This is a genomic window from Pseudomonas sp. GD03903, from assembly GCF_029840045.1.
GTDB lineage: Bacteria > Pseudomonadota > Gammaproteobacteria > Pseudomonadales > Pseudomonadaceae > Pseudomonas > Pseudomonas pseudonitroreducens.
Window position 1 is genome coordinate 17,201 of sequence record NZ_JAOCBT010000011.1, and the last position, 24,040, is coordinate 41,240.

A 24,040-nucleotide genomic window follows, 5' to 3' on the forward strand; every position below is an offset into this window, starting at 1 on the left:
AGTGATGGATATCGGGACCATTCGCGGTATCGGCACGGTAGTAGTCATGGTCGCCTTCGTCGGCGTCCTGCTCTGGGCCTATGGCGGCAAACGCAAGGAGCGCTTCGACGAAGACGCCCTGCTGCCCTTCGCGGATGACCCGGTCGCCAAAAAGCACGTCGAGCAAGAGCAAGCTTCTAGGAGCAACAAAGAATGACAACCTTCTGGAGTCTGTACGTCACCGTACTTACCCTGGGCACCATCTTCGCCCTCGCGTGGCTGCTGTTCGCCACCCGTCGCGGTCAGCGCAACGAAGCCACCGATGAAACCGTCGGCCATGCCTTCGACGGCATCGAGGAGTACGACAACCCACTGCCCAAGTGGTGGTTCATGCTGTTCGTCGCCACCTTCATCTTCGCCCTCGGCTACCTGGTCCTGTACCCGGGCCTGGGCAACTGGAAGGGCCTGCTGCCGGGCTACCAGGACAAGGCCGAATTCGCCAACGGCGAACAGGGCTGGACCGGTGTGCACCAGTGGGAAAAGGAAATGGCCAAGGCCGATGAGAAGTACGGCCCGCTGTACGCCAAGTTCGGCGCCATGCCGATCGAGGACGTGGCCAAGGACGAGCAGGCCCTGAAAATGGGTAACCGCCTGTTCGCTTCCAACTGCTCGGTCTGCCACGGTTCCGATGCCAAGGGTGCCCACGGCTTCCCCAACCTGACCGACGCCGACTGGCGCTGGGGCGGCGAGCCGAAGGACATCATCGCCACCATCGAAGGCGGTCGCCACGCGGCCATGCCGGCCTGGGGCGAAGTCATCGGCGATGCCGGCGTCCACGATGTGGCTGCCTTCGTCACCACCAAGCTGGACGGCCGCAAGCTGCCAGAGGGCGTGACTGACGAGCAGGTCGCCAACGGCCAGAAGATCTTCGCCACCAACTGCGTGGTTTGCCACGGCGCAGAAGGCAAAGGCACCGCTGCCATGGGCGCACCCAACCTGACCCACCCGGCCGCGTTCATCTACGGTTCGAGCTTCGCCCAGCTGCAGCAGACCATCCGCTACGGCCGCCAGGGCCAGATGCCGGCTCAGCTGGAGCGTCTGGGCAAAGATCAGGTGCACCTGCTCGCTGCCTACGTGTACAGCCTGTCCCATGGCGAAGGTGAGAAGAGCGCGGAATAATCCTGCTCTTTCCTACACCCATAGCGACACCCTGCGGCGCCGGTTTCTACACCGGCGCCGCTCTATTTCTGGGTCCATAATTCCTTACGCGACCAACTGTCGCACCGTTACACCCCCCACCACGCCGTATCATTGTTAGGCGTGCAAGCATATTTCTGACCCTCTCGGCATGTATCGACAGGGCGCCCTCCCGCTGCCGTGGAATGCACTGATGAGCAAACAGATTCCGGTCCAGGACGTCACTCCGCCCACTAAAGGCAAGAGTGAAAGCGTCGACCTTTATGCCTCCCGGGAAAAGATCTATACCCGAGCCTTTACCGGGTTCTTCCGCAACCTCCGCATGGCCGGGGGCGCCCTCCTCTTCCTACTCTACTTCGGCACCGTGTGGCTGACCTGGAATGGTCGTCAGGCGGTGCTCTGGGACCTGCCCGAGCGCAAGTTCTACATCTTCGGCGCGACCTTCTGGCCGCAGGACTTCATCCTCCTTTCCGGCTTGCTGATCATCAGTGCCTTCGGCCTGTTCTTCATCACCGTGTTCGCTGGCCGCGTGTGGTGCGGCTACACCTGCCCGCAGAGCGTGTGGACATGGATCTTCATGTGGTGCGAGAAAATCACCGAGGGTGATCGCAACCAGCGCATGAAACTCGACAAGGCGCCCATGAGCGGCAACAAGCTGCTGCGCCGCTTCGCCAAGCACAGCCTCTGGCTGCTGATCGGCCTGGTCACCGGTCTGACCTTCGTCGGCTATTTCGCGCCGATCCGCGATCTGCTCAGCGATCTGGTCACTGGCCAGGCCGACGGCTGGGCCTACTTCTGGGTCGGCTTCTTCACCCTCGCCACCTATGGCAACGCCGGCTGGCTGCGCGAACAGGTGTGCATCTACATGTGCCCTTATGCGCGCTTCCAGAGCGTGATGTTCGACAAGGACACCCTGATCGTCTCCTACGACCCGCGTCGTGGTGAGGGCCGTGGCCCGCGCAAGAAAGGCGCCGATTACAAGGCCCAGGGCCTGGGCGACTGCATCGATTGCACCATGTGCGTACAGGTCTGCCCGACCGGCATCGACATCCGCGATGGCCTGCAGATCGAGTGCATCGGCTGTGCCGCGTGCATCGACGCCTGCGACAGCATCATGGACAAGATGAACTACCCGCGCGGCCTGATCAGCTACACCACCGAGCACAACCTGTCGGGGCAGAAGACCCACCTGGTGCGCCCGCGTCTGATCGGCTACGCCATCGCCCTGTGCATCATGATCGGTCTGCTGATCACCGCCATCTTCCTTCGCCCGCTGGTCGGCTTCGATGTCAGCAAGGACCGCGTGCTCTACCGCGAGAACGCCGAAGGTCGCATCGAGAACGTGTATAGCCTCAAGGTCATGAACAAGGACCAGAAAGACCATACCTACGTACTCAGCGCCAAGGGCCTGGACGGCCTGATCCTGGAAGGCAAGAAGGAAATCTCGGTCGCTGCCGGGGATATCTTCAGCATGCCGGTGGAACTGTCCATCGATCCGGAGAAACTGCCCTCGACCACCAACGAGATCAGCTTCACCATCCAGTCGGTAGACGACCCGTCGATCAGCAAGGAATCCACCAGCCGCTTCATCGGCCCACGCCTTCGTTGAACCGACGCTGAACGAATTGGCACCCCATGTTGCGCATGGGGTGCCAGCACCGAGCGAAATACGTAGAATTCGCCCGCCCCTTCACCGGGCAGCGCCCCGTATGGCGCTGCCAGCGAGAGATCAAAGAGCATGCAATCGGCCATGAAGACACCCGTGGAACCCTGGTACAAGCACCTCTGGCCGTGGATCATCATCGCCATGCTGGCCACCTCGATCTTCCTCAGCCTGACGATGGTCAATATCGCCGTGAACAACCAGGACTCCCTGGTCAGCGACAACTATTACGAGGCCGGCAAGGGCATCAATCGCTCCCTCGACCGCGAGCACCTCGCCCAGCAACTCAAGCTGCGGGCGAAGATCAGCTTCGACGAGCTGACCGGCGAAGTGGACCTGCGCCTCACCGGCGACAGCCGTCCGGCCACGCTCACCCTGAACCTGCTCTCCCCTACCCTTGAGTCCCAGGACAAGCACCTGGAACTGCGCGCCAGCCCCGCCGAGCCCGGCCGCTACACCGCCAGCCTGGACGCCGCTGTCAAAGGTCGCCGCTTCGTCGAGCTGCTCGGCGAGGAGAACGGCAAGACCTGGCGTCTGTTCGAGGAAGAAAAGGTCGCTCCCGGCGGTACCTTCGACCTCGGCGACGAGCCCCTCAGCGGAGATGAAGCCGAGCGCCCATGAGCGCCGCGCTGCTCTGTTACCACTGCGCGCTGCCGGTACCACCCGGCAGCCGCTTCGTTGCGCCAGTCCTGGGCGAACCCCGCGAATTCTGCTGCCCAGGTTGCCAGGCCGTAGCCGAGGCCATCGTTGCCGGCGGACTGGAAGGCTATTACCGCCACCGCACCGAAGCCGCGCCAAACCCTGACGCCTTGCCCGAACAGCTGGCTGACGAGCTGAAGCTGTTCGACCGTCCCGACGTTCAGCAGCCCTTCGTCCAGCACCAGGGCGATCTCGCCGAGACCACCCTGATCATGGAGGGCATCAGCTGCGCCGCCTGCGGCTGGCTGATCGAGAAACACCTCAAGGGCCTGCCCGCCATTGCCGAGGCTGGGCTGAACCTGTCCAATCACCGTCTGCACGTGCGCTGGTCCGACAGCGAGCTGCCACTGAGCGAGCTGCTCGCCGAGCTGCGCCGTATTGGTTACGCAGCGCACCCGTTCCAACCGGATCGCGCCGCCGAACAGTTGCACCAGGAGAACCGCAAGTCCCTGCGCCAACTGGGTGTCGCCGGCCTGCTGTGGTTCCAGGCGATGATGGCAACCATGGCCACCTGGCCGGAATTCAACATCGACCTGAGCCCCGAGCTGCACGAAATCCTGCGCTGGGTGGCGATGTTCCTCACCACCCCCATCGTCTTCTACTCCTGCCAGCCGTTCTTCCGTGGCGCCGTGCGCGACCTGCGCACCCGCCACCTGACCATGGATGTCTCGGTCTCCCTGGCCATCGGCGGCGCCTACCTGGCGGGCATCTGGACCGCCGTCACCGGCCATGGCGACCTGTATTTCGACGCCGTGGGCATGTTCGCCCTGTTCCTGCTGGCTGGCCGCTATCTCGAACGCCGTGCCCGTGAACGCACTGCAGCCGCCACCGCACAACTGGTCAACCTGCTGCCTGCATCCTGCCTGCGTCTGGACGACAGAGGCCAGAGCAGCCGTGTACTGCTTAGCGAACTGAACATTGGCGACCGAGTACTGGTGCAGCCCGGCGCAGTGGTCCCGGCCGATGGCCTGATCCTCGATGGTCAGTCCAGCGTCGACGAATCCCTGCTCACCGGCGAATACCTGCCACAACCCCGCCAGAGCGGCGACAGCGTCACCGGCGGCACCCTCAACGTCGAAGGCCCGCTGACCGTGCAGGTCAAGGCCCTGGGCGGCGACAGCCGGCTGTCCGCCATCGTCCGCCTGCTCGAGCGCGCTCAATCGGACAAGCCGCGTCTCGCCGAGCTCGCCGACAAGGCCGCGCAGTGGTTCCTCATCGCCCTGCTGGTGCTGGCCGCCGTGGTCGGTCTGTTCTGGTGGCAGCACGACGCCTCCCGCGCCTTCTGGGTGGTCCTGGCGATGCTGGTGGCCACCTGCCCCTGTGCGCTGTCACTGGCTACGCCGACCGCCCTGACCGCCGCCACCGGCAGCCTGCACAAGCTCGGGCTGCTGGTGACGCGAGGCCACGTGCTGGAAGGCCTGAACCACATCGACACGGTCATTTTCGACAAGACCGGCACCCTTACCGAAGGTCGGCTGACACTGCGCGCAGTCCGGCCACTGGGAGCGCTGGACAGCGATGCCTGCCTGGCCCTGGCCGCCGCCCTGGAGAACCGCTCCGAACACCCCATCGCCCGTGCCTTCGGCCGTGCGCCGCAGCCCGCCGAGAATGTCGAGAGCCATCCCGGCCTGGGCCTGGAAGGCCTTGTCGGCGAGCGCCGCCTGCGCATCGGCGAGCCATCGTTCGTCTGTGCCCTGAGCGGTAGCGAAGCGCCTCAGCACCCGCAGGAACCCGGTCAGTGGCTGCTACTCGGTGATGCAAACGGCGCACTCGCCTGGCTGGTACTGGACGACCGCATCCGCGAAGACGCCGCCGACCTGCTCGACGCCTGCCGCGCCCGTGGTTGGCGCACGCTGTTGCTCTCCGGCGACAGCTCGCCCATGGTCGGTCGCGTCGCCGCCGAACTGGGCATCGACGACTGCCGCGGCGGTTTGCGCCCGGACGACAAGCTCGAAGTCCTGCGCCAGTTGCACCAGCAAGGCCGCCGCGTGCTGATGCTGGGCGACGGGGTGAATGACGTTCCGGTGCTGGCCGCTGCCGACATCAGCGTCGCCATGGGTTCCGCCACCGACCTGGCCAAGACCAGCGCCGACGCCGTGCTGCTGTCCAACCGCCTGGACAGCGTGGTGCAGGCCTTCAGCCTGGCCCGCCGCACCCGCCGGGTCATCATCGAGAACCTGCTCTGGGCGGGGCTGTACAATGGGCTGATGTTGCCCTTCGCTGCCCTCGGCTGGATCACGCCCGTGTGGGCTGCGGTGGGCATGTCGATCAGCTCGCTGACCGTGGTACTCAACGCCCTGCGCCTGACTCGGCTGCCCAAGGGCGCCGGTGCCCCGCCAGCGACCACTGCCCTGCCCGTCGCCCCACAAGCGGCGCAGGCGCTGCCACGGAGTTGAAATGCCCGCACTCTACATAATGATCCCGGTTGCCGTGGTGATCGTCGGCATCTGCATTGCGATCTTCTTCTGGGCGGTGAACAGCGGCCAGTACGACGACATGGACGGGCCGGCCCACAGCATCCTGTTCGACGACGAAGACCCCAAGCACCAGGCCGGCATCGACGAAGCAGAAGGTGCCGACTCGCACGCCAGCCAGAAGCAGGACAAACGCGATGCCTGAACTGGCGCCTTTGCTGGCGTCCGCGCTGATTCTCGGCCTGCTCGGCGGCGGTCACTGCCTGGGCATGTGTGGCGGTCTGATGGGTGCGCTGACCATGGCCATCCCGCCGGAGCAACGCGCACGGCGGCTGCGCCTGCTGCTGGCCTACAACCTCGGCCGCATTCTCAGCTACGCCTGCGCCGGCCTGTTGCTCGGCCTCGCCGGCTGGGCGGTGGCGCGCACACCATTTGCCTCGGCATTGCGGGTGGTCGCTGGCCTGCTGCTGATCGCCATGGGCCTCTACCTGGCCGGCTGGTGGAGCGGTCTGACACGCATCGAAGCCCTGGGGCGCGGCCTCTGGAAGCACATCCAGCCGTCCGCCAGCCGCCTGCTTCCGGTCAGCACGGTGCCGCGCGCGCTGCTGCTGGGGGCTCTCTGGGGCTGGCTGCCGTGCGGCCTGGTCTACAGCACCCTGCTCTGGGCCACCAGCCAGGGCTCGGCCATCGACAGTGCCCTGCTGATGCTCGCCTTCGGCCTCGGCACCTGGCCGGTGCTGCTGGCGACCGGGCTCGCCGCCGAGCGCATCACCGCACTGCTGCGCAAGCGCAGCGTGCGCATGGCCGGTGGCATCCTGGTGATCCTCTTCGGCCTGTGGACCCTCCCCGGCCCACACCAGGCCTGGATCATGGGTCACGAAATGCACGCCAGCATCGCCCAGCAGCACCATAAAGCCGCTTGATACAGGTCAACAGGCCTTTGCCGGACTCTCCCTAGACTGCGCAGGAAAAGCTCGCCACCGGGGAACATCGGCATGCTCGACAATATTCGCTGGGACGCAGATCTGATACGCCGATACGATCTGTCCGGCCCGCGCTACACCTCCTATCCCACAGCCGTGCAGTTCCACGAAGGAGTCGGACCCTTCGACCTGCTGCATGCGCTGCGCGATAGCCAGAAGGCGCAGCGGCCGCTCTCGCTCTACGTGCACGTCCCGTTCTGCGCGAACATCTGCTACTACTGCGCCTGCAACAAGGTCATCACCAAGGATCGTGGCCGCAGCGCCCCCTACCTGGCTCGTCTCATCCACGAAATCGAGATCGTCAGTCGTCACCTGGGCCGCCAGCAGCCAGTCGAGCAGTTGCATTTCGGTGGAGGTACCCCGACCTTCCTGAGCCCCGGCCAACTGCGCGAGCTGATGGCGCAATTGCGCACGCACTTCCATTTCGCCGAGGGTGACTTCGGCGACTACGGTATCGAGATCGATCCGCGCGAGGCCGACTGGTCTACCATGGGCCTGCTCCGCGAGCTGGGCTTCAACCGCGCCAGTATTGGCGTGCAGGACTTCAACCTGGACGTGCAACAGGCCATCAACCGCCTGCAGAGCCTCGACGAAACCCGCGCCATCATCGACGCAGCGCGCACCCTGCAATTCCGCTCGATCAATATCGACCTGATCTACGGGCTGCCCAAGCAAACCCCGGAGACCTTCGCCCGGACCGTCGAGCAGGTCATCACCCTGCAGCCCAACCGACTGTCGGTTTTCAACTACGCGCATCTCCCCGAGCGCTTCCCGCCGCAACGCCGGATCAGGGCCGAAGACCTGCCCTCCCCCGGGCAGAAACTGGAGATGCTGCAGCGCACCACCGAACAACTGGAAGCCGCCGGCTACCGCTACATCGGCATGGACCATTTCGCCCTGCCGGACGACGAACTGGCCATGGCCCAGGAAGACGGCACCCTGCAGCGCAATTTCCAGGGCTACACCACCCACGGCCATTGCGACCTGGTGGGCCTGGGGGTTTCCTCGATCAGCCAGATCGGCGACCTCTACTGCCAGAACAGCACTGACATCGCCGACTACCAGACCACCCTCGACCAGGGCCAGCTCGCTACCCGCCGCGGCCTGCACTGCAACAAGGACGACCTCATTCGCCGTGCGGTGATCCAGCAGTTGATCTGCCACTTCCAATTGGACTTCGAAGACATCGAAGACCTCTACAACATCGACTTCCGCGGCTACTTCGCGGAAATCTGGGACGACCTCGAACGCTTCGCCCGGGACGGCCTGATCACCCTGGGGCCGAGGGGCATCGACGTCAGCGCCTCCGGCCGATTGCTGGTCCGTTCGCTGTGCATGCTCTTCGACCGTTACCTGCCGATGCAGAACCTGCAACGCTTCTCGCGGGTCATCTGACCCGCGGGTTCCGTTTCGCACGACCGACGGTACGGGGCCAACTGTCGCACCCTTTGCTACAGGATGTGTCCTTGACCGCAAGGTGTAGGAACAGCCCTGAATCGGCACTTTTCGAAAGGATTCGAGACCACTCCAAGCACTACGAAACCCTCATCCCCGTCGCTGGAACCAGCGATTCAGACAGGTCGCCAACTGGCGCGCGACTTGCGGTCTGCGGTACCCTTGGTTTTTGTGTGCCATCCCATTCAAGGAACACTCATGGCCGAAACCATCAAAGTGCGCGCCCTGCCCCAGGCGCACTGCAAGGATTGCAGCCTGGCTCCCCTCTGCCTGCCCCTGTCGCTGAACACCAACGACATGGACGCCCTCGATGAAATCGTCAAACGCGGCCGCCCGCTGAAGAAGGGCGAGTTCCTGTTCCGCCAGGGCGATGCCTTTGGCTCCGTCTTCGCCGTACGCTCCGGCGCACTGAAGACCTTCAGCATCACCGACGGCGGCGAAGAGCAGATCACCGGCTTCCACCTGCCCAGCGAGCTGGTCGGCCTTTCCGGCATGGACACCGAGAGCTACCCGGTATCGGCCCAGGCCCTGGAAACCACTTCGGTCTGCGAGATTCCCTTCGAGCGCCTGGACGAGCTGTCCGAGCAACTGCCGCAACTGCGCCGCCAGTTGCTGCGCGTGATGAGCCGCGAAATCCGTGACGACCAGCAGATGATGATGCTGCTGTCGAAAAAGACCGCCGACGAGCGTATCGCCACCTTCCTGGTCAATCTCTCCGCACGCTTCCGCGCCCGTGGTTTCTCGGCCCAGCAATTCCGCCTGGCCATGTCGCGCAACGAGATCGGCAACTACCTGGGCCTCGCAGTGGAAACCGTCTCCCGCGTGTTCACCCGCTTCCAGCAGAACGGCCTGATCGCGGCTGAAGGCAAGGAAGTGCACATCCTCGATTCCATCGAGCTGTGCGCATTGGCGGGTGGCCAACTGGAAAGCTGATCCGACTGAAAGCTGACCGACTGGTTGACTTTCCGGTCATCGAAAACGGGCTCGCCGATTGGCGGGCCCGTTATACTTTGGCCTCTGCAAAAACCGCATCAGGTGCACATCCAGCATGATCCTCAACCAACTCGACCTGAAGTCCGTGATCCGTGCCGTTCCCGACTTTCCCAAGCCCGGCGTCATGTTCCGCGACATCACTCCGCTGTTCCAGTCGCCGCGAGCCCTGCGCTTCGTTGCCGACAGCTTTATCCAGCGCTACGTCGAGGCCGACTTCACGCACATCGGCGCCATGGATGCGCGCGGCTTCCTGATCGGTTCGATCATCGCCTACGAGCTGAACAAGCCCCTGGTACTGTTCCGCAAGCGCGGCAAGCTGCCGGCGGACGTCCTGGCCCAGGCCTACGAAACCGAGTACGGCGAAGCCCTGCTGGAGGTCCACGCCGACAGCCTGTGCGAAGGTGACAGCGTGCTGATCTTCGATGACCTGATCGCCACCGGCGGCACCCTGCTGGCCGCCGCGCAACTGGTGCGTCGCATGGGCGCCAGCGTGTTCGAGGCCGCAGCGATCATCGACCTGCCGGAACTTGGCGGCTCGACCAAGCTCAATGACGCCCAGATCCCCACCTACAGCCTGACGGCCTTCGCACTCGACGAAGCCTGAGCCACGCTGTTCACCAAAACGGGCGCTGCGGCGCCCGTTTGCATTTGCGCCGCTCCCGCAAACCAACTCCCCATCCAATGACTGGTCGTGACCCGTTTGGCCTGATTCGACCTGGCTGCGGCCATTTATGACCTGGCGATTGTCCGACAAGACTTCGAACATGACATCAGCTGATGACACATTCGAAGGTGGCATCACGAACTAACGACAGGACTTGCCCGGGTCGCCGCCCCTGCCGCGCCGCCCCCGGAACTCCAAGCCCGCACAACAAGAAGGAGTTAGTCATGAACGCCAGTACCACGCCGATCCGCGCCAATTTCCCGGTCCGCCGCATGGATTTCACGTTCAGTGAAACGCCGAAATACTGGTGGGACGGGCAGCCTTTCATGACCCACTTCATGAATAACCTGTCCTCGCTGTTCCCTTATGGCGAGAAGTTCTTCGTCGACAGCGTGCGCGCCGTCCGCGAGCGCATCCAGGACCCGCAGCTGCAGAAGGACGTCAGCGCCTTCATCGGCCAGGAAGCCATGCACTCCAAGGAGCACGCGGCCTACAACGAGTACGCCGACGAGCACGGCATCGACCTGGAAACCCTCGAGCTGCGCATCAAGGTGCTGCTCGAATCCATCAGCAAGGTCACCACCAGGAAGCACCAGCTGGCGATCACCTGTGCCCTGGAGCACTTCACCGCGACCATGGCCGAGCAACTGCTCAAGCGTGAAGACCTGAGCAGCCAGATGAAGTCGGACAAGATGTACAAGCTGTGGATGTGGCACGCGGTCGAGGAGAACGAGCACAAGGCCGTCGCCTACGATGTCTACCAGCAGGTCTACGGCGGCTATTTAACCCGCACCGCGGTGATGCTGCTGACTACCGTGATCTTCCTCAGCGTCATCGCCGGCTTCCAGATCAACCTGCTGCGCCGTGATGGCCAGCTGTTCAACTGGCGCAGTTGGAAGCACGGCCTGGGCGTACTGCTGCACCCGCGCCGCGGCTACTTCGTCAATCTGATCCGCCCATGGCTGGACTACTTCCGCCCCGGTTTCCACCCCTTCGACCACGACACCAAGGCGCTGGAAACGCGCTGGAAGGAGACGCTGGATTTCGCCGGCTGACCCTTTTGCGGCAAGGAAAAACGCCAGGCAATGCCTGGCGTTTTTCATTCACGGGAAAAAAGCGGCGCCCCCTGTAGGAGCGAGCTTGCTCGCGAACGGTTTCACCGCCGGCGCGGTGCCTGGGCGGTTCGCGAGCAAGCGCGCTCCTACGAAAAGCCGGTCAGCCCTCCTGCCGACGCGGCAGATCGTCGACCGTGTCGAACCACGACAATTGCGACGAGCACCAGACATGGCACTGCGGCTCGATCAGCTCCGGCTCGTCGAGAGTCACCGTATTGAGCCCCACCGTCGCGCCGTCGCGCACACGGAATTCCATCGGCGTCCCGCACTTCACGCAGAAGCGCCGCTCACCCTCCTCACTGGAGCGCCACATCCCCAACTCACCGGCGATATAGGCGAAGCCCGTCAGTGGAATCACCGCCCAAGGCACCGCCGGCGCGGCATTGGACTTCTGGCAGATACGGCAGTGGCAGTAGCCGGTTTCCTCCGGCTGCGCATCCACGCGATAGCGCACCGCGCCACAGGCGCAACCGCCGAACAGGGGCAAGGGCAGCATGGCAATCTCCGACAATCAGCAAGGACTCACAGCCTAGCCAGCATGCCGAAGGTCTGCAGCACCGCGACGCCGGTGAAGAGCAACAGGATTTGTCGCTCGGCCAGGGTGCAGACCTCTTCGCGCAGCTCCGGCGGGCGCTCCAGGTAATCCAGAGACTGTTGAAACAGTTGCCGGCTGATCAGTCGCGACAGCTGGTCCAGTTCGCTCACATCGACGTCCGGCAGTAGATGGAACTGACGGATATCCTCGGCCATGTCTTCACCGAATTCGTCCATTACCCGCGCCAATGCCGTGCGCAGGACCGGTGAAGGGCCGTGCAGTTCGCGCACTCCGATAATGAACGCCTGCGGATTGCGCGCGACGAAATCGAAGAACAGTCGCACCGTCTCACGGGTTACCCGCTGGCCGCGCTCCAGGTCGAGGCCAAAGGGGACATTGCCGGCGCCCGCGCCGGGCTGCGCACGCTCTGCCGCTTCGCGGCGCAGGTCACGCAGCGGTTGGCGCAACTGGGTGGCGATGTCGCGGATGATCGCCAGGCCCAGGTCGTCCACGTCACCGAAGTGGCGGTAGAAGGTGTTCGGGTTCAGCCCCGCCTCGCGCGCCAACTCGCGCAGCCCCAGGCTGCTCAGGCTGCGCCGGCTGGCCGCCAGACGCAGCGCGGCATCGATCAGCGCGCGCTTGCCCGCGGCCTCCACCGGTCGTTCTTCCTGTTCGATTTCCATGAGTTTGGCGCCCGACCCCATCTAAGGTTGGTTGTTGCTGAAGTATACAGATGCCTACATTCTCACCACGTAGACAGTTGTATACGCCAGCAACAATCATAACAGGAGCTTGGCAATGGGTACCCAACCAAAGACTGCCCCCCGACACTGCAAAGTCGCCATCATCGGCACCGGGTTTTCCGGGCTGGGCATGGCGATCCGCCTGAAGCAGGAAGGCGAGAATAACTTCCTGCTGTTCGAGAAGGATGCCGGCGTCGGCGGCACCTGGCGGGTCAACAACTACCCGGGCTGCGCCTGTGACGTGCAATCCCACGTCTACTCCTTCTCCTTCGAGCCGAACCCGGACTGGACGCGCATGTTCGCCCGCCAGCCGGAAATCCGTGCCTACCTGGAGAATTGCTGGAAGAAGTACCGCCTGGAAGACAAGACGCTGCTCAATACCGAGATGGCGCGCTTCGAATGGAACGACGAGCAGCAGCTCTGGCACCTGTTCGACACCGCCGGCAACCACTACACCGCCAAGGCCGTGGTGTCGGGCATGGGCGCCCTGTCGATTCCCTCGGTGCCGGCGCTCAAGGGCCTGGAGAACTTCCAGGGCAAGGCCTTCCACTCACAGCAGTGGGACCACGACTACGACCTCAAGGGTAAGCGCGTGGCGGTGATCGGCACCGGTGCCTCGGCGATCCAGTTCGTTCCGGAAATCCAGCCGCTGGTGGCCAAGCTCGATCTCTATCAGCGCACCGCGCCGTGGATTCTGCCCAAGCCGGACCGCGCCATCAGCGACAAGGAACGCGCACGTTTCCGCCATTTCCCGGCGGTACAGAAGCTCTGGCGCGGCGCGCTCTACAGCATGCTCGAAGGTCGCGTGCTGGGCTTCACCTTCGCGCCCTGGGCGATGAAGCTGGTAGGCAAGCTGGCCGAACGTTTCATCCGCCAGCAGATCAAGGACCCGGACCTGCGCCGCAAGCTGACCCCGGACTACACCATCGGCTGCAAGCGCGTACTCATGTCGCACAACTACTACCCGGCACTGGCCGCCGCCAACTCCTCGGTGATCGTCGACGGCATCCGCGAGATCAAGGCCGGCAGCATCATCACCAGCGATGGTCGTGAACGGCAGGTGGACGCGATCATCTTCGGCACCGGCTTCACCGCCAACGACCCGATTCCCCGCGGCGTGGTGTTCGGCAAGGGCGGCGTGGACCTGCTCGACACCTGGCAGAACGGCCCGGAAGCCTACAAGGGCACCATGACCCGCGGCTTCCCCAACCTGTTCTTCCTCATGGGCCCGAACACCGGTCTGGGCCACAACTCGATGGTCTACATGATCGAATCGCAGATCGCCTACGTGCTCGGCGCGATCAAGCTGATGGACCGTCGCGAGTTGCAGAGCGTCGAAGTGAAGCAAGAGGTGCAGGAACGCTGGAACGAGAAGTTGCAACGCGGCCTCAATCACAGCGTGTGGAATACCGGCGGCTGCAAGAGCTGGTACCTGCATCCGGTGAGCGGACGCAACTGCACGCTGTGGCCGGGCTTCACCTGGCGCTTCCGCGCGCTGACCAGTCAATTTGACCCCAGCGCCTATCATTTGAAGTCCAAGCCGCTGTCCAGCCCTGTCGTCCAACCCCAACGCCACGCAGAAGAGGTGCCGGCATGAAGAACTTCGAGAACAAGGTTGCCGCGATCACGGGGGCAGGTTCGGGCATCGGCCGCGCCCTGGCCGTCGAACTGGCCTCCCGCGGGTGCCACCTGGCCCTCGCGGACGTGAATGCCGCAGGTCTGGAAGAAACCCGCCAGCTGCTCTCCTCCACCGGCGTGCGCGTGTCCATCGACACGGTGAACGTCGCCGACCGCGAGCAGGTGCACGCCTGGGCCGACAAGGCAGCCCGCGAACATGGCAAGGTCAACCTGGTGTTCAACAACGCCGGCGTAGCCCATGCCGGCACCGTGGAAGCCAGCGACTACGAAGAGTACGAGTGGATCACCAACATCAACTTCTGGGGCGTGGTCTACGGCACCAAGGCCTTCCTGCCGCACCTGAAGGCATCCGGTGACGGCCACATCGTCAACGTCTCCAGCGTGTTCGGGCTGTTCTCCCAGCCGGGCATGAGCGCCTACAACGCCACCAAATTCGCCGTGCGCGGCTTCACCGAATCGCTGCGCCAGGAGCTGGACATGGAGCGCAGCGGGGTCTCGGCCAGCTGCGTGCACCCTGGCGGGATCAAGACCAACATCGCCAAGACCGCGCGGATGAACGACAGCATGGTCAAGGTCACCGGGCAGAACGCCGAACAGGCCCGCACCCAGTTCAACGACCAGTTACTGCGCACCACCCCGCAGAAGGCCGCGCAGGTGATCATCCGCGGTGTGGAACGTGACTCGCGGCGCATCCTGATCGGCCCGGATGCCCACGCCATCGACGTGATGCTGCGCCTGCTGCCGGTCTGGTACCAGAAGGTGGTCACCAGCAGCATGAAGCTGGCCAAGCGCTTTGCTCCCAAGCCCAAGCGTAAACAGACCGCGGAGGGCTACGAGGCCAAGTAACGCGTCAACGCAAAGAGTCCCTTTTTCCCTGTCGGGCCGGCGCCCATCCCCCTTACCCCCGGATGGGCGCCGTTTTTTTCCTGCACAGTGAGCGCTCCGCCCTCTGCAATCGGCTGGTTATACTGGCAAGCGGTTTTCAGCGAAGCAGCCCAAGGAGGACGACCATGAGCCAGAAGCTCCCCACCTTCCGCTATCACCCGGATCCGCTGGCCACCGGCAGCCTGGTCGCCTCGGACGCAACCTGCCGTTGCTGCCAGCAGAAACGCGGCTATGTCTACACCGCCTCGGTCTACACCCGCCTCGACCTGCCGGAAAACTGCCTGTGCCCCTGGTGCATTGCCGACGGCCGTGCGGCCGAACGCTTCGAGGCGAGCTTCGCCGATGACTACCCACTGCTGGATGCCGGCGTACCCGACGCCGTAGTGCGCGAAGTCTGCGAACGCACACCGGGATTCGCTTCCTGGCAGCAGGAACACTGGCTGAGCTGCTGCGGCGACGCCTGCGCCTTCCATGGTGATGCTCGGCGCGAAGAGATCATCGCCCTGGGGGCCACCGGGTTGGCCGGACACTTCCCCGACTTCGGCTGGCCGCAGAAGACCTGGTTGCAGGTCGTCGAGCACTACCAGCCAGCCGGCAACCCGGCGATCTACCACTTCAGTTGCCTGCACTGCGGCCAGACGCACTACGGGATGGATTTCACCTGAACAGCGGGCATCCCCACTGGCCGCTCAGAGCCCCATCTGCCTGGCGATGATCTCATTCATGATCTCCCGCGTACCGCCGCCAATGGAGAGGATGCGGTTGTCGCGGTACAGCCGCTCCACCAGACTCTCGCGCATGTAGCCCATGCCGCCCAGCACCTGCACCGCGTCGTAGGTCACCCGGTCGGCGACATCCGTGGCGAAGTTCTTGGCCATGGAGATTTCCTTGATCACGCTCTTGCCGGCAGCCATCTTCGCCGCCTGGCGGTAGGTGAATTCGCGGGACACTTCGACCTGCGTCGCCATTTCCGCCAGCCGATGCTTGAGCACCTGGAACTTGCCGACAGGCTTGCCAAACGCCTCGCGCTCGCGGCTCCAGGCCAGCGCCTCGTCGAGCGCCAATTGCGCCGTCATGTTGGCCATGATCGCCAGGGCCAGGCGCTCGCTCTGGAAGTTCGCCATGATGCAGGCGAAACCCATGTTCTCAGCGCCGATGAGGTTTCCCACGGGCACCTTGCAGTCGTCGAAGAACAACTCGGCGGTGTCCGACGCCCACCAGCCCATTTTCTTCAACTTGCGGCCCACGGTGAAACCGGGAGTGCCCTTCTCCACCAGCAGCAGGCTGACGCCACCGAAGCCATCCCCACCGGTGCGCACCGCCACGGTGTAGTAGTCGGCACGCACACCGCTGGTGATGAAGGTCTTGCTGCCGCTCAAGCGGTAATGGTCACCGTCGCGCACCGCGCGGGTCTTCAGGCTGGCCACATCGGAACCGCCGGACGGCTCGGTGACCGCCAGCGCCATGATCTTCTCACCGGCCAGCACCTGCGGCGCGATGCGCTCGCGCAACTGCGGACGGCCCCACTTGATCAGTGGCGGCAGGCCGATATCCAGCGATCCCAGCCCCGCCACCAACCCGCCGGAACCGCAGCGCATCAGCTCCTCGCTGGCCGCCACCTTGGCGAACAGATCGCCCTCGTGGCTGCCGCCGAGCGCCTCCGGATAGCCGATGCCGAGGATGCCGGCCTCGCCCGCCTTGCGGTACAGCTCACGGGGAAACTCCTCAGCCTCTTCCCAATCGGCGACATGGGGGAGGATTTCACGCTCGACGAAGCGCCGCACGCTGTCGCGGACCAGGCGGTGGCTGTCATCGAAGTAGTCGGTGAACGCAGACATGGCAATGCTCCAGGCGGTTTGACTGAAACTTACCTAGCGCTTGCTTGGTTTTCAAGCCGAGACACCTGCCATCGGCTAGGACAGATGCGCCGTCCCGAACCGCTCGCGGTACGCCGACGGTGCCACGCCGGCTGCACCGCGGAAGGCATTGCGGAAGCTCTCCACGGTGCCGAAGCCACATCGCTCGGCTATACGCTCGACACTGTCGGCGCTGCTTTCCAGCAGCTCGCGCGCACGCAGCATGCGCTCGTGCTGCAGCCACGCCTTGGGCGTCATCCCGGTGGCCTCACTGAAACGGCGCAGGAAGGTGCGCTCGCTCATGGCCACACGGCTCGCCAGTTCACCGACGGCAATCGACCGGTGCAGTTGCTGTCGAGCCCAGTCCAGCAGCGCCGCGAGATCATGCCGGGGAGCCTGCGCCACCGGCGCCGGGATGAACTGTGCCTGACCGCCGCCGCGCTGAGGTGACATCACCAGCCGCCGCGCAACGCTATTGCCAACCTGCGCACCGAAGTCCCGCGCCACCAGGTGCAGGCAGGCATCGATGCCCGCCGCGCTGCCGGCGGAGGTGATCAGTTGCCCGGCGTCCACGTAGAGCACCTGGGCATCGACCTCGATCAAGGGGTAGCGTGCCGCCAGTTCTTCGGCGTAGCGCCAGTGCGTGGTCGCCCGCTGGCCGTTCAGCAATCCAGTGGCAGCCAGGATGAACACACCGGAACAGATCGACAGCAGGCGCGCGCCTTCGCCATGGGCCTTGCGCAGCGCCTGCAGCAATTCGGCAGACGGCGCCTCGGCGCGATCCCGCCAGCCCGGCACGACGATGGTGCCCGCCGTATCGAGCGCCTCCAGCCCGCCATCGGCCAGCACACGGATGCCCCCCAACGCGCGCAGCGGTCCCTGATCCACCGCTATGACCCGGTGGCTGTACCAGGGAAAATTGAACTCGGGGCGAGGCAGGCCGAAGATCTCCACGGCGATGCCGAATTCGAAGGTGCACAAGCCGTCATAGGCGAGAATGGCTACGTCCAGGGGATTACGCGGCATTTGGCGGAAAACTTCCGATCACTGTCGTAACCGCCACTGTAGCCGACTCGAAGAGGCCCATACAGTGCTCCCATCTTTCACAGGAGCCTTGCCATGCCCAGCCTCGTCAGTCAGTTCCCCGCCGCCCTGCCCGCCGACGCCCTCGCCCACTTCAGCCACCGACTGGCCTTCGAGACCGACTGCTCGGACGTCAACGACGCACTGCAGAATGGCGAGCAGGATTTCCTTCTGCTCGACGTGCGCCATGCCGCCGCGTTCGCTCGTGGGCATGTCCCCGGCGCGCTGAACCTGCCGACGCGGGAGATCGACGCACGACGCATGGCACAGTTTCCGGCGGGCAGCCTGTTCGTCGTGTACTGCGCGGGGCCTCACTGCAACGGTGTGCACCGCGCCGCCGCTAAGCTTGCCGCGCTGGGCCTGCCGGTGAAGGAGATGATCGGCGGCGTCACCGGCTGGCTGGATGAAGGCCTGGCGCTGGCCGGCACGGACGAAGCGCCAGCCGCGGGCGGCGCCGGGATCAGCTGCGCCTGTTGAGGTCAGAAGCAACAAGGCCGGAATCACTCCGGCCTTGTTCGAATCTGTCAGTGGCTGATCGGCCTCCGCCCTGCCAGGGCGTGGGCCAGCGTGCCGCCATCGACCAGTTCCAGTTCGCCACCCAGCGGTACGCCGTGGGCGATGCGCGACAGCACCAGGTCACCGCCGCCCAGCAACTGGGCGATGTAGTGGGCAGTCGCCTCACCTTCCACCGTAGGGTTGGTGGCCAGGATGATCTCGCTGAAATTGCCGGCCTTGATCCGCGCTTCCAGCTCGGGAATACCAATGGCCTCCGGGCCGAGGCCGTCCAGCGGCGACAGGTGTCCCTTGAGCACGAAATAGCGCCCACGGTAGCCGGTCTGTTCAACGGCAAACACGTCCAGCGGACCTTCCACCACGCACAGCAGACTATCGTCACGGCGCGGGTCGGTGCACTGCGGACAGAACTCATCCTCGGACAGGGTACGGCACTGCTTGCAGTGGCCAACGCCTTCCATTGCCTGGGTCAGCGCCTGGGCCAGACGCAGGCCGCCGCTACGATCGCGCTCCAGCAGCTGCAGTGCCATGCGCTGGGCACTCTTCTGCCCCACTCCGGGCAGGGTGCGCAGGGCATCGATCAGTTGGCGGATCAGCGGCGTGAAGCTCATGGGACGGTCTCGAATTTCCGGAGGTTAGAACGACTGTAGGAGCGAGCTCGTTCGCGAACCCTGCCAGACCGAAGAGGCCGGAAGCGCGTTCGCGAGCAAGCTCGCTCCTACAGGGGAAGAGCCTGGATCAGAAAGGCATCTTGAAACCGGGCGGGAGTTGCATGCCGGCGGTCATGCCGGACATTTTCTCCTGGTTGTTCTGCTCGATCTTGCGCACGGCGTCGTTCACCGCAGCGGCGATCAGGTCCTCGAGGATTTCCTTGTCTTCCTGCATCAGGCTGTCATCCAGGGAGACGCGCTTGACGTCGTGGCGACCGGTCATCACCACGCTCACCAGGCCGGCGCCGGATTGACCGGTCACTTCGGCGTTGGCCAGCTCTTCCTGCATCTTCTGCATTTTTTCCTGCATCTGCTGGGCCTGCTTCATCAGGCCGGCCATGCCACCTTTCATCATGTCGAGTTCCTCGATTCGTTCAGTCGTCGACCAAGGCTCACGCCTTGGCCTCCAGGGGTTCGATAGTACCGTCGCGGACAATCGCGGCGAACTGTTGCTTCATCTGTAGCACATACGGGTCGGCGGCAATCGACGCCTCGGCCTGGCGCTGACGCTCGGCGCGCTTGCGCGCGGCGGCCTGGGCCGGGGTTTCCTGCTCGGGCTTCTGCTGGGTGACCTGCAGGGTCAGGGTACGCCCGTGGAACTGGTTCAGGGCGTCGTTCAGGCGGCGCTGCTGGGTCGCGTTGAACAGCGCGCTCTGGCCCGGGTCCAGGTGCAGGTGCCAGTTGTCGCCGTCCACTGCCACCAGGGTGCAGTTGGCGCCAATGCTGGCGGTCAGGCCGGCCAGGCCCAGGCGCGGGAACAGCTCCAGCCACTCGGCGGCAAGCCCGGTGGCGGGCATGGCGGCGGGCTCGGGTTCCGCCTCGACCTGCTCCTGCGGTGCCTCGCTCTCGAGGTAACCGTAGGATTCCATGTCGACTTCGTAGTAGTCCTCGGCTGGCGGCGGCTCGTCATCGCGGTCGTCGTCCTCGGCCAGAACGTCGGCAATGCTCGGTGCAGGCTCTTCCAGCTTGGCTGCCGGCGTCTCGACCAGTGCCGGCGTGGCGGCTATCGGTGCAGGTGCAGGTGCAGGTGCAGGTGCAGCAGGTTGCATTGGCGCGGGAGTCACCACAACCGGTGCGGCAGGCTCGTCCCAGGGCAGATCGACCGGCGCTTCGGCGACGATCGGTTCCGGTTCGGCAACTGGCACCTGCGGCTCGGGCTGCACAGCGGCTTCAGGCTCGACCGGGGCCGGCTCAGGCACAGGTTCGATAACCGGAGCAGGCGCAACGGCAGGTTCGGCTTGCGCGGAAGGAGCCGGAGCCGCCTGCGGCTGAGGCACGGCAACAGCAGGCACAACCGCAGCAGCCGGCACTGCCGGTGCAGGCGCAACAGCTGGCGCGGCAATGGATGCAACCGGCGCTGCAACGGCGGCGCCGGCCACTGGGTTCGGGTTGGAATCAGCCGTGGCCTTGCTGATCCCCAGGTCCTTTAGTGGTGACCTCGGTGCGCCATCGGCATCCGCCGGGCGGAACGCCAGCATGCGCAGCAGCACCATCTCGAAACCACCACGGGGATCGGGCGCCAGCGGCAGGTCGCGGCGGCCGATCAGGCCCATCTGGTAATAGAACTGCACGTCCTCGGCCGGCAGGGCCTGGGCCAGTGCCAGCACGCGGTCGCGGTCGCCCTGGCCGTTGTCCACCGCCTCGGGCAGCGCCTGGGCAATGGCCACGCGGTGCAGCACGTTGAGTATTTCAGCCAGCACACCGCCCCAGTCCGGGCCTTGTTCGGCCAGGTGGCGGACGGCTTCCAGCAGTGCACGGGCATCGCCTTCCAGCAGCGCATGCAGCACGCCGTAGACCTGACCGTGATCCAGGGTGCCGAGCATGGCGCGCACGTCGGCGGCCAGCACCTTGCCCTCGCCGAAGGCGATGGCCTGGTCGGTGAGGCTCATGGCATCACGCATGGAACCGTCGGCAGCGCGGCCGAGCAACCACAGTGCATCGTCCTCGAACGGCACGTTCTCGGCGCCCAGGACGTGGGTGAGGTGCTCCACCACGCGCTCTGGCGGCATGTTCTTCAGGGAGAACTGCAGGCAGCGCGACAGGATGGTGACTGGCAGCTTCTGCGGGTCAGTGGTGGCCAGCAGGAACTTCACGTGGGGCGGCGGTTCCTCCAGGGTCTTCAACAGGGCGTTGAAGCTGTGGCTGGAGAGCATGTGCACTTCGTCGATCAGGTAGACCTTGTAGCGCCCGCGGCTCGGCGAGTACTGCACGTTGTCGAGCAGCTCGCGGGTGTCCTCGACCTTGGTGCGGCTGGCGGCGTCCACTTCGATAAGGTCGACGAAGCGGCCCTCATCGATCTCGCGGCACACCGAGCACTGCCCGCAGGGGGTCGAGCTGACGCCGGTCTCGCAGTTCAGGCACTTGGCCAGAATCCGCGCGATGGTGGTCTTGCCCACGCCACGGGTACCGGTGAACAGGTAGGCGTGGTGCAGGCGCTGGTTGTCCAGCGCGTTGATCAGGGCCTTGAGCACATGGGTCTGGCCGACCATTTCGCGGAACGAGCGCGGACGCCATTTGCGGGCAAGAACCTGATAACTCATTGAAATCCATCGCGACAGGTAAGCAGAAGTGCGCTAATCCTAGCGAAGCGGACCGTAAATTGCACTCGATGTCCGCACCGGTCGTTGTCGCATCTTGGCAAGGGCCGGGCTAAACGGCATTGTGTCGTCGTTCTGCCATCAACGGAGCCTTGATGCGCTTCCTCGCCACCGCCCTGCTGCTCACCGCCACCCTCGCCCAGGCCGACGACCGTCCCCTGCGCTTCTCGGTGGTCGACAGCTGGGCGATGCCGCTCGCGCAGATCGAGAATGGCGAGCTGACCGGCGGCATCATGTTCGAGCTGTTCAACGAAGCGGCGCACGAGTTGGGCCGAACCGCTGCCTTCCATATCGTGCCCCGCGCCCGGATCGAGCAGGCGCTGCTCAGCCAGTCCGTGGATGTGCGCTGCTACGTGTCGCGCACCTGGATCGAACATGAGTTCGACAATTATCGCTGGACCGTGCCACTGATGGTGCAGCGCGACCTGCTGGTGGTCCGCGATGCCCCGGCGGACAGGCTGGAAACCTTGCCCAGCCAATCCGTCGGTACCGTGCTGGGCTATCACTACCCGCGCCTGCAGCCGTTGCTGGACAGCCACTGGCTGACCCGCGACGACGCGCGCAACCAGGAACTGGTGCTGAAGAAGCTGCGCATCGGCCGTTATCAGTACGCAATCAGCAGCGAGTTCGCGCTGAGCTGGTTCAACCGTGAACTGCCCGAGGCGGAGCGTCTGCGAATCGCCAGCGTGATCGAGGAAACGCCACTGGCGTGCATGGTGCTGGACACGCCCGAAGTCCGCGCCGACGAGGTGCTCTCGGTGCTGGCGAAGATCAAGGCGTCAGGGAAGATCGAGCAGATCCTGGATCACTACCGCTGAGACGGGCAGCGCTCGACAGGGCGCGAGGCAGGCCATTTTCCAGGCCCCGAAATGGAGGCGGCCCCGCCAGCCACACCCCGGCACACAATGTCCCCGCCTTGGCTGCTTCCTTCCGGACCTGACCAGGTAAGCGAGTAATCGTTGCGGGGGGACCGACAGGGCCACCATCGCGAGAACTCGCCAGTTCGGCGAGCCGCGCCATTGTAGCGGCTTGAGCGCAAGTTACAAGCACTTCAAACACTTACGTTCATTACCTTGATACGCATCGCAGCCCACGAGCAGTTCTCCGCCCAGGCGCTCAAGGTTCTTCACGGCATGCCGAAGCACTGGATGAGGCCTCCCGTTCGAGGCGGCCCGATGCCAAGCAAGGAGTGTCCGAATGCGATCTGTCGTGGGCTGTACTGCGTTACTCGCCATTGCTCTCTGCGGCCCGCTGCAGGCGGCCAGTGGCGGCACCATCACCTTTCGCGGCGCCATCGTCGAGCCAACCTGCCAGATCGGCGTGAGCGATTTCACCCGCGGCAGCAGTCGCATCGAGATCAGCCAATGCAGGCAATCCCTGAGCCTTCAGCTCAGCGAGCCTCGCGGCAACCAGCCTGTGGTGAACTATCGCCTCACCGACAACCAGGGGCGCCCCGTCGAGAAGCTCAGCCCGCCGAACGGGGATTTCTCCGCAATGATCCGTACCGCCAGCCAGGGCGGCGCGCGCAATCTCGTGCTGGTCGCCGAGTATCTGTAAGGGCGCTACGGCTCTTGCAGCAATCCCTCGGGCCGAGGCTGGGTGGAAACTTCCAGGTTCGGCCCGATGAACAGGTCCATCTTGCTGTAGCCCGGACGAGTGCTGAACGTGGAGTAGCGCTCTGCCCCCTGGTGGAACTGGAAGGCGACCCGGTACTCACCCGAACGCAGCAGGCGCAGCGGGAAGGCGCGCGCCTCGCCCGGCTTGATTTCGCCAGCAAGGGATTCCTCGCCGTTTTCCTTGAAGCTGTAACTCACCGCCGGCCCACCCACGCCGTCATAGTGGAGGACGATCTGCGGGCGCTCGGTCCAGGCCACGTAAGCCCCGAACAACAGCACCAGTGCGCCAACGCCGAGCAGGCGCTGCTTTCTTGCCTTGTCCATTTCGCTCTCCGTCTACCGCTGGCCCGCCCCGCCCTGCATCGCAACACAGGGACCGGAACGGGCCTGCCGATCAGTTCAGGCTGTCGACCAGGGCCTTGGCGGGCACCAGGCGCACCGCCTTCTTCGCGGCGATCTCGATGCTCTTGCCGGTCTGCGGGTTACGGCCGGTGCGGGCTGCGCGCTCGCTGACCTTGAGCTTGCCGATACCCGGCAGGGTCAGCTCACCGTCGTTCTCCAGGGCATCCTGGGTGATCTGCGCCAGTTGCTCGAACACACCGCGCACGGCGGCCTGGGTCAGGTCGAGGGATTCGGCGATATCGCGAACCAGTTGGTCCTTGGTCATGGGCATGGAATGACTCCTTGATGCGTTGATCTTGA

Annotated in this window: 26 protein-coding genes and 1 other RNA gene; 17 read left to right on the top strand and 10 right to left on the bottom strand. The window is 64.7% G+C overall.

The window, feature by feature from the left end; translation table 11 throughout:
* Positions 1 to 4: 4 nt before the first annotated feature.
* The 11 genes from N5C91_RS18350 (at position 5) to N5C91_RS18400 (ending at position 11,102) form a co-directional block, all read left to right on the top strand.
* The gene (locus N5C91_RS18350) at positions 5 to 196 is read left to right on the top strand and encodes a CcoQ/FixQ family Cbb3-type cytochrome c oxidase assembly chaperone (RefSeq protein ID WP_024763940.1); all 192 of its coding nucleotides are present in this window, start codon (positions 5 to 7) and stop codon (positions 194 to 196) included.
* Positions 193 to 1,158, top strand: a complete 966-nt coding sequence (gene ccoP, locus N5C91_RS18355; protein WP_279831081.1) for a cytochrome-c oxidase, cbb3-type subunit III — start codon at positions 193 to 195, stop codon at positions 1,156 to 1,158. The genes N5C91_RS18350 and ccoP overlap by 4 nt, the downstream gene beginning before the upstream one ends.
* 211 nt (positions 1,159 to 1,369) lie before the next feature.
* Positions 1,370 to 2,785, top strand: a complete 1,416-nt coding sequence (gene ccoG, locus N5C91_RS18360) for a cytochrome c oxidase accessory protein CcoG (RefSeq protein ID WP_236170728.1) — start codon at positions 1,370 to 1,372, stop codon at positions 2,783 to 2,785.
* A gap of 141 nt (positions 2,786 to 2,926) precedes the next feature.
* A complete protein-coding gene (locus N5C91_RS18365) occupies positions 2,927 to 3,460 on the top strand; it encodes a FixH family protein (RefSeq protein WP_236170729.1) in 534 nt (177 codons plus the stop codon).
* On the top strand, positions 3,457 to 5,934 hold the full coding sequence (locus N5C91_RS18370) for a heavy metal translocating P-type ATPase (protein ID WP_279831085.1): 2,478 nt from the start codon (positions 3,457 to 3,459) through the stop codon (positions 5,932 to 5,934). Before N5C91_RS18365 ends, N5C91_RS18370 begins: the two co-directional genes overlap by 4 nt.
* A gap of 1 nt (position 5,935) precedes the next feature.
* Positions 5,936 to 6,157: a cbb3-type cytochrome oxidase assembly protein CcoS gene (ccoS, locus tag N5C91_RS18375; protein ID WP_236170731.1), complete on the top strand. Its 222-nt coding sequence runs from the start codon at positions 5,936 to 5,938 to the stop codon at positions 6,155 to 6,157.
* A complete protein-coding gene (locus tag N5C91_RS18380) occupies positions 6,150 to 6,875 on the top strand; it encodes a sulfite exporter TauE/SafE family protein (protein ID WP_236170732.1) in 726 nt (241 codons plus the stop codon). The genes ccoS and N5C91_RS18380 overlap by 8 nt, the downstream gene beginning before the upstream one ends.
* Before the next feature lie 72 nt (positions 6,876 to 6,947).
* Positions 6,948 to 8,330 carry an oxygen-independent coproporphyrinogen III oxidase gene (hemN, locus tag N5C91_RS18385; protein ID WP_236170733.1) on the top strand — a complete coding sequence of 461 codons (1,383 nt, stop codon included), beginning with the start codon at positions 6,948 to 6,950 and terminating at the stop codon, positions 8,328 to 8,330.
* A 258-nt stretch (positions 8,331 to 8,588) separates the two neighbouring features.
* On the top strand, positions 8,589 to 9,323 hold the full coding sequence (anr, locus tag N5C91_RS18390; protein WP_015477764.1) for a transcriptional regulator Anr: 735 nt from the start codon (positions 8,589 to 8,591) through the stop codon (positions 9,321 to 9,323).
* A gap of 115 nt (positions 9,324 to 9,438) precedes the next feature.
* Complete coding sequence (locus tag N5C91_RS18395) at positions 9,439 to 9,987, top strand: adenine phosphoribosyltransferase (RefSeq protein WP_138521687.1); 549 nt, start codon at positions 9,439 to 9,441, stop codon at positions 9,985 to 9,987.
* Positions 9,988 to 10,271: 284 nt separating this feature from the next.
* Positions 10,272 to 11,102, top strand: coding sequence for a metal-dependent hydrolase (locus N5C91_RS18400; protein WP_279831092.1), 831 nt, complete (start codon positions 10,272 to 10,274; stop codon positions 11,100 to 11,102).
* Between the two features lie 160 nt (positions 11,103 to 11,262).
* Here the strand turns inward: N5C91_RS18400 and N5C91_RS18405 are convergent, their stop codons facing one another.
* Together N5C91_RS18405 and N5C91_RS18410 are read right to left on the bottom strand one after the other, a co-directional pair.
* Positions 11,263 to 11,658: a GFA family protein gene (locus tag N5C91_RS18405; protein WP_236170735.1), complete on the bottom strand. Its 396-nt coding sequence runs from the start codon at positions 11,656 to 11,658 to the stop codon at positions 11,263 to 11,265.
* A 26-nt stretch (positions 11,659 to 11,684) separates the two neighbouring features.
* Positions 11,685 to 12,401: a TetR family transcriptional regulator gene (locus N5C91_RS18410; protein WP_309295669.1), complete on the bottom strand. Its 717-nt coding sequence runs from the start codon at positions 12,399 to 12,401 to the stop codon at positions 11,685 to 11,687.
* A gap of 94 nt (positions 12,402 to 12,495) precedes the next feature.
* Here N5C91_RS18410 and N5C91_RS18415 point away from each other — a divergent pair, with 94 nt between their 5' ends.
* The 3 genes from N5C91_RS18415 to N5C91_RS18425 all read left to right on the top strand — a co-directional run bounded on the left by N5C91_RS18415 (position 12,496) and on the right by N5C91_RS18425 (position 15,628).
* Positions 12,496 to 14,037, top strand: coding sequence for an NAD(P)/FAD-dependent oxidoreductase (locus N5C91_RS18415; RefSeq protein ID WP_279831093.1), 1,542 nt, complete (start codon positions 12,496 to 12,498; stop codon positions 14,035 to 14,037).
* Positions 14,034 to 14,924 (top strand): SDR family NAD(P)-dependent oxidoreductase, encoded by an 891-nt coding sequence (locus N5C91_RS18420; RefSeq protein WP_279831095.1) that lies wholly within the window; start codon positions 14,034 to 14,036, stop codon positions 14,922 to 14,924. The genes N5C91_RS18415 and N5C91_RS18420 overlap by 4 nt, the downstream gene beginning before the upstream one ends.
* Before the next feature lie 164 nt (positions 14,925 to 15,088).
* A complete protein-coding gene (locus N5C91_RS18425; RefSeq protein ID WP_236170739.1) occupies positions 15,089 to 15,628 on the top strand; it encodes a CbrC family protein in 540 nt (179 codons plus the stop codon).
* A 24-nt stretch (positions 15,629 to 15,652) separates the two neighbouring features.
* Here the strand turns inward: N5C91_RS18425 and N5C91_RS18430 are convergent, their stop codons facing one another.
* Both N5C91_RS18430 and ftrA read right to left on the bottom strand, forming a co-directional pair.
* Entirely contained in the window at positions 15,653 to 16,801 is a 1,149-nt protein-coding gene (locus N5C91_RS18430) for an acyl-CoA dehydrogenase family protein (RefSeq protein ID WP_279831096.1), read from the bottom strand.
* Positions 16,802 to 16,876: 75 nt separating this feature from the next.
* Positions 16,877 to 17,845: a transcriptional regulator FtrA gene (gene ftrA, locus N5C91_RS18435; protein WP_279831097.1), complete on the bottom strand. Its 969-nt coding sequence runs from the start codon at positions 17,843 to 17,845 to the stop codon at positions 16,877 to 16,879.
* A gap of 93 nt (positions 17,846 to 17,938) precedes the next feature.
* Between ftrA and N5C91_RS18440 the strand changes: the two genes are divergently transcribed.
* Positions 17,939 to 18,379: a rhodanese-like domain-containing protein gene (locus tag N5C91_RS18440; protein WP_279831100.1), complete on the top strand. Its 441-nt coding sequence runs from the start codon at positions 17,939 to 17,941 to the stop codon at positions 18,377 to 18,379.
* A gap of 47 nt (positions 18,380 to 18,426) precedes the next feature.
* Here the strand turns inward: N5C91_RS18440 and recR are convergent, their stop codons facing one another.
* The 3 genes from recR to dnaX all read right to left on the bottom strand — a co-directional run bounded on the left by recR (position 18,427) and on the right by dnaX (position 21,665).
* On the bottom strand, positions 18,427 to 19,026 hold the full coding sequence (gene recR, locus N5C91_RS18445) for a recombination mediator RecR (RefSeq protein ID WP_236170743.1): 600 nt from the start codon (positions 19,024 to 19,026) through the stop codon (positions 18,427 to 18,429).
* 127 nt (positions 19,027 to 19,153) lie between these two features.
* Complete coding sequence (locus N5C91_RS18450; protein ID WP_017516839.1) at positions 19,154 to 19,480, bottom strand: YbaB/EbfC family nucleoid-associated protein; 327 nt, start codon at positions 19,478 to 19,480, stop codon at positions 19,154 to 19,156.
* 37 nt (positions 19,481 to 19,517) lie between these two features.
* Entirely contained in the window at positions 19,518 to 21,665 is a 2,148-nt protein-coding gene (dnaX, locus tag N5C91_RS18455) for a DNA polymerase III subunit gamma/tau (protein ID WP_279831107.1), read from the bottom strand.
* Between the two features lie 152 nt (positions 21,666 to 21,817).
* Between dnaX and N5C91_RS18460 the strand changes: the two genes are divergently transcribed.
* Positions 21,818 to 22,540: a transporter substrate-binding domain-containing protein gene (locus N5C91_RS18460; protein WP_236170746.1), complete on the top strand. Its 723-nt coding sequence runs from the start codon at positions 21,818 to 21,820 to the stop codon at positions 22,538 to 22,540.
* 61 nt (positions 22,541 to 22,601) lie between these two features.
* Here N5C91_RS18460 and ffs read toward each other — a convergent pair.
* Positions 22,602 to 22,698, bottom strand: an RNA gene (gene ffs / locus N5C91_RS18465) — signal recognition particle sRNA small type.
* Between the two features lie 221 nt (positions 22,699 to 22,919).
* On the opposite strand from ffs, the gene N5C91_RS18470 reads away from it, so the two are divergent.
* Positions 22,920 to 23,279, top strand: coding sequence for a hypothetical protein (locus tag N5C91_RS18470; RefSeq protein WP_236198718.1), 360 nt, complete (start codon positions 22,920 to 22,922; stop codon positions 23,277 to 23,279).
* A gap of 5 nt (positions 23,280 to 23,284) precedes the next feature.
* Here the strand turns inward: N5C91_RS18470 and N5C91_RS18475 are convergent, their stop codons facing one another.
* Both N5C91_RS18475 and N5C91_RS18480 read right to left on the bottom strand, forming a co-directional pair.
* Positions 23,285 to 23,662 (bottom strand): hypothetical protein, encoded by a 378-nt coding sequence (locus tag N5C91_RS18475; RefSeq protein ID WP_236198717.1) that lies wholly within the window; start codon positions 23,660 to 23,662, stop codon positions 23,285 to 23,287.
* Positions 23,663 to 23,732: 70 nt separating this feature from the next.
* Positions 23,733 to 24,035 (bottom strand): HU family DNA-binding protein, encoded by a 303-nt coding sequence (locus tag N5C91_RS18480; RefSeq protein WP_279831279.1) that lies wholly within the window; start codon positions 24,033 to 24,035, stop codon positions 23,733 to 23,735.
* Positions 24,036 to 24,040: the final 5 nt, after the last annotated feature.

Bases quoted from the DNA above. Each gene is read 5' to 3' on its own strand.
- N5C91_RS18350 (WP_024763940.1), top strand. From the start codon at position 5: ATGGATATCGGGACCATTCGCGGTATCGGCACGGTAGTAGTCATGGTC.
- ccoP (WP_279831081.1), top strand. From the start codon at position 193: ATGACAACCTTCTGGAGTCTGTACGTCACCGTACTTACCCTGGGCACC.
- ccoG (WP_236170728.1), top strand. From the start codon at position 1,370: ATGAGCAAACAGATTCCGGTCCAGGACGTCACTCCGCCCACTAAAGGC.
- N5C91_RS18365 (WP_236170729.1), top strand. From the start codon at position 2,927: ATGAAGACACCCGTGGAACCCTGGTACAAGCACCTCTGGCCGTGGATC.
- N5C91_RS18370 (WP_279831085.1), top strand. From the start codon at position 3,457: ATGAGCGCCGCGCTGCTCTGTTACCACTGCGCGCTGCCGGTACCACCC.
- ccoS (WP_236170731.1), top strand. From the start codon at position 5,936: ATGCCCGCACTCTACATAATGATCCCGGTTGCCGTGGTGATCGTCGGC.
- N5C91_RS18380 (WP_236170732.1), top strand. From the start codon at position 6,150: ATGCCTGAACTGGCGCCTTTGCTGGCGTCCGCGCTGATTCTCGGCCTG.
- hemN (WP_236170733.1), top strand. From the start codon at position 6,948: ATGCTCGACAATATTCGCTGGGACGCAGATCTGATACGCCGATACGAT.
- anr (WP_015477764.1), top strand. From the start codon at position 8,589: ATGGCCGAAACCATCAAAGTGCGCGCCCTGCCCCAGGCGCACTGCAAG.
- N5C91_RS18395 (WP_138521687.1), top strand. From the start codon at position 9,439: ATGATCCTCAACCAACTCGACCTGAAGTCCGTGATCCGTGCCGTTCCC.
- N5C91_RS18400 (WP_279831092.1), top strand. From the start codon at position 10,272: ATGAACGCCAGTACCACGCCGATCCGCGCCAATTTCCCGGTCCGCCGC.
- N5C91_RS18405 (WP_236170735.1), bottom strand. From the start codon at position 11,658: ATGCTGCCCTTGCCCCTGTTCGGCGGTTGCGCCTGTGGCGCGGTGCGC.
- N5C91_RS18410 (WP_309295669.1), bottom strand. From the start codon at position 12,401: ATGGGGTCGGGCGCCAAACTCATGGAAATCGAACAGGAAGAACGACCG.
- N5C91_RS18415 (WP_279831093.1), top strand. From the start codon at position 12,496: ATGGGTACCCAACCAAAGACTGCCCCCCGACACTGCAAAGTCGCCATC.
- N5C91_RS18420 (WP_279831095.1), top strand. From the start codon at position 14,034: ATGAAGAACTTCGAGAACAAGGTTGCCGCGATCACGGGGGCAGGTTCG.
- N5C91_RS18425 (WP_236170739.1), top strand. From the start codon at position 15,089: ATGAGCCAGAAGCTCCCCACCTTCCGCTATCACCCGGATCCGCTGGCC.
- N5C91_RS18430 (WP_279831096.1), bottom strand. From the start codon at position 16,801: ATGTCTGCGTTCACCGACTACTTCGATGACAGCCACCGCCTGGTCCGC.
- ftrA (WP_279831097.1), bottom strand. From the start codon at position 17,845: ATGCCGCGTAATCCCCTGGACGTAGCCATTCTCGCCTATGACGGCTTG.
- N5C91_RS18440 (WP_279831100.1), top strand. From the start codon at position 17,939: ATGCCCAGCCTCGTCAGTCAGTTCCCCGCCGCCCTGCCCGCCGACGCC.
- recR (WP_236170743.1), bottom strand. From the start codon at position 19,026: ATGAGCTTCACGCCGCTGATCCGCCAACTGATCGATGCCCTGCGCACC.
- N5C91_RS18450 (WP_017516839.1), bottom strand. From the start codon at position 19,480: ATGATGAAAGGTGGCATGGCCGGCCTGATGAAGCAGGCCCAGCAGATG.
- dnaX (WP_279831107.1), bottom strand. From the start codon at position 21,665: ATGAGTTATCAGGTTCTTGCCCGCAAATGGCGTCCGCGCTCGTTCCGC.
- N5C91_RS18460 (WP_236170746.1), top strand. From the start codon at position 21,818: ATGCGCTTCCTCGCCACCGCCCTGCTGCTCACCGCCACCCTCGCCCAG.
- N5C91_RS18470 (WP_236198718.1), top strand. From the start codon at position 22,920: ATGCGATCTGTCGTGGGCTGTACTGCGTTACTCGCCATTGCTCTCTGC.
- N5C91_RS18475 (WP_236198717.1), bottom strand. From the start codon at position 23,662: ATGGACAAGGCAAGAAAGCAGCGCCTGCTCGGCGTTGGCGCACTGGTG.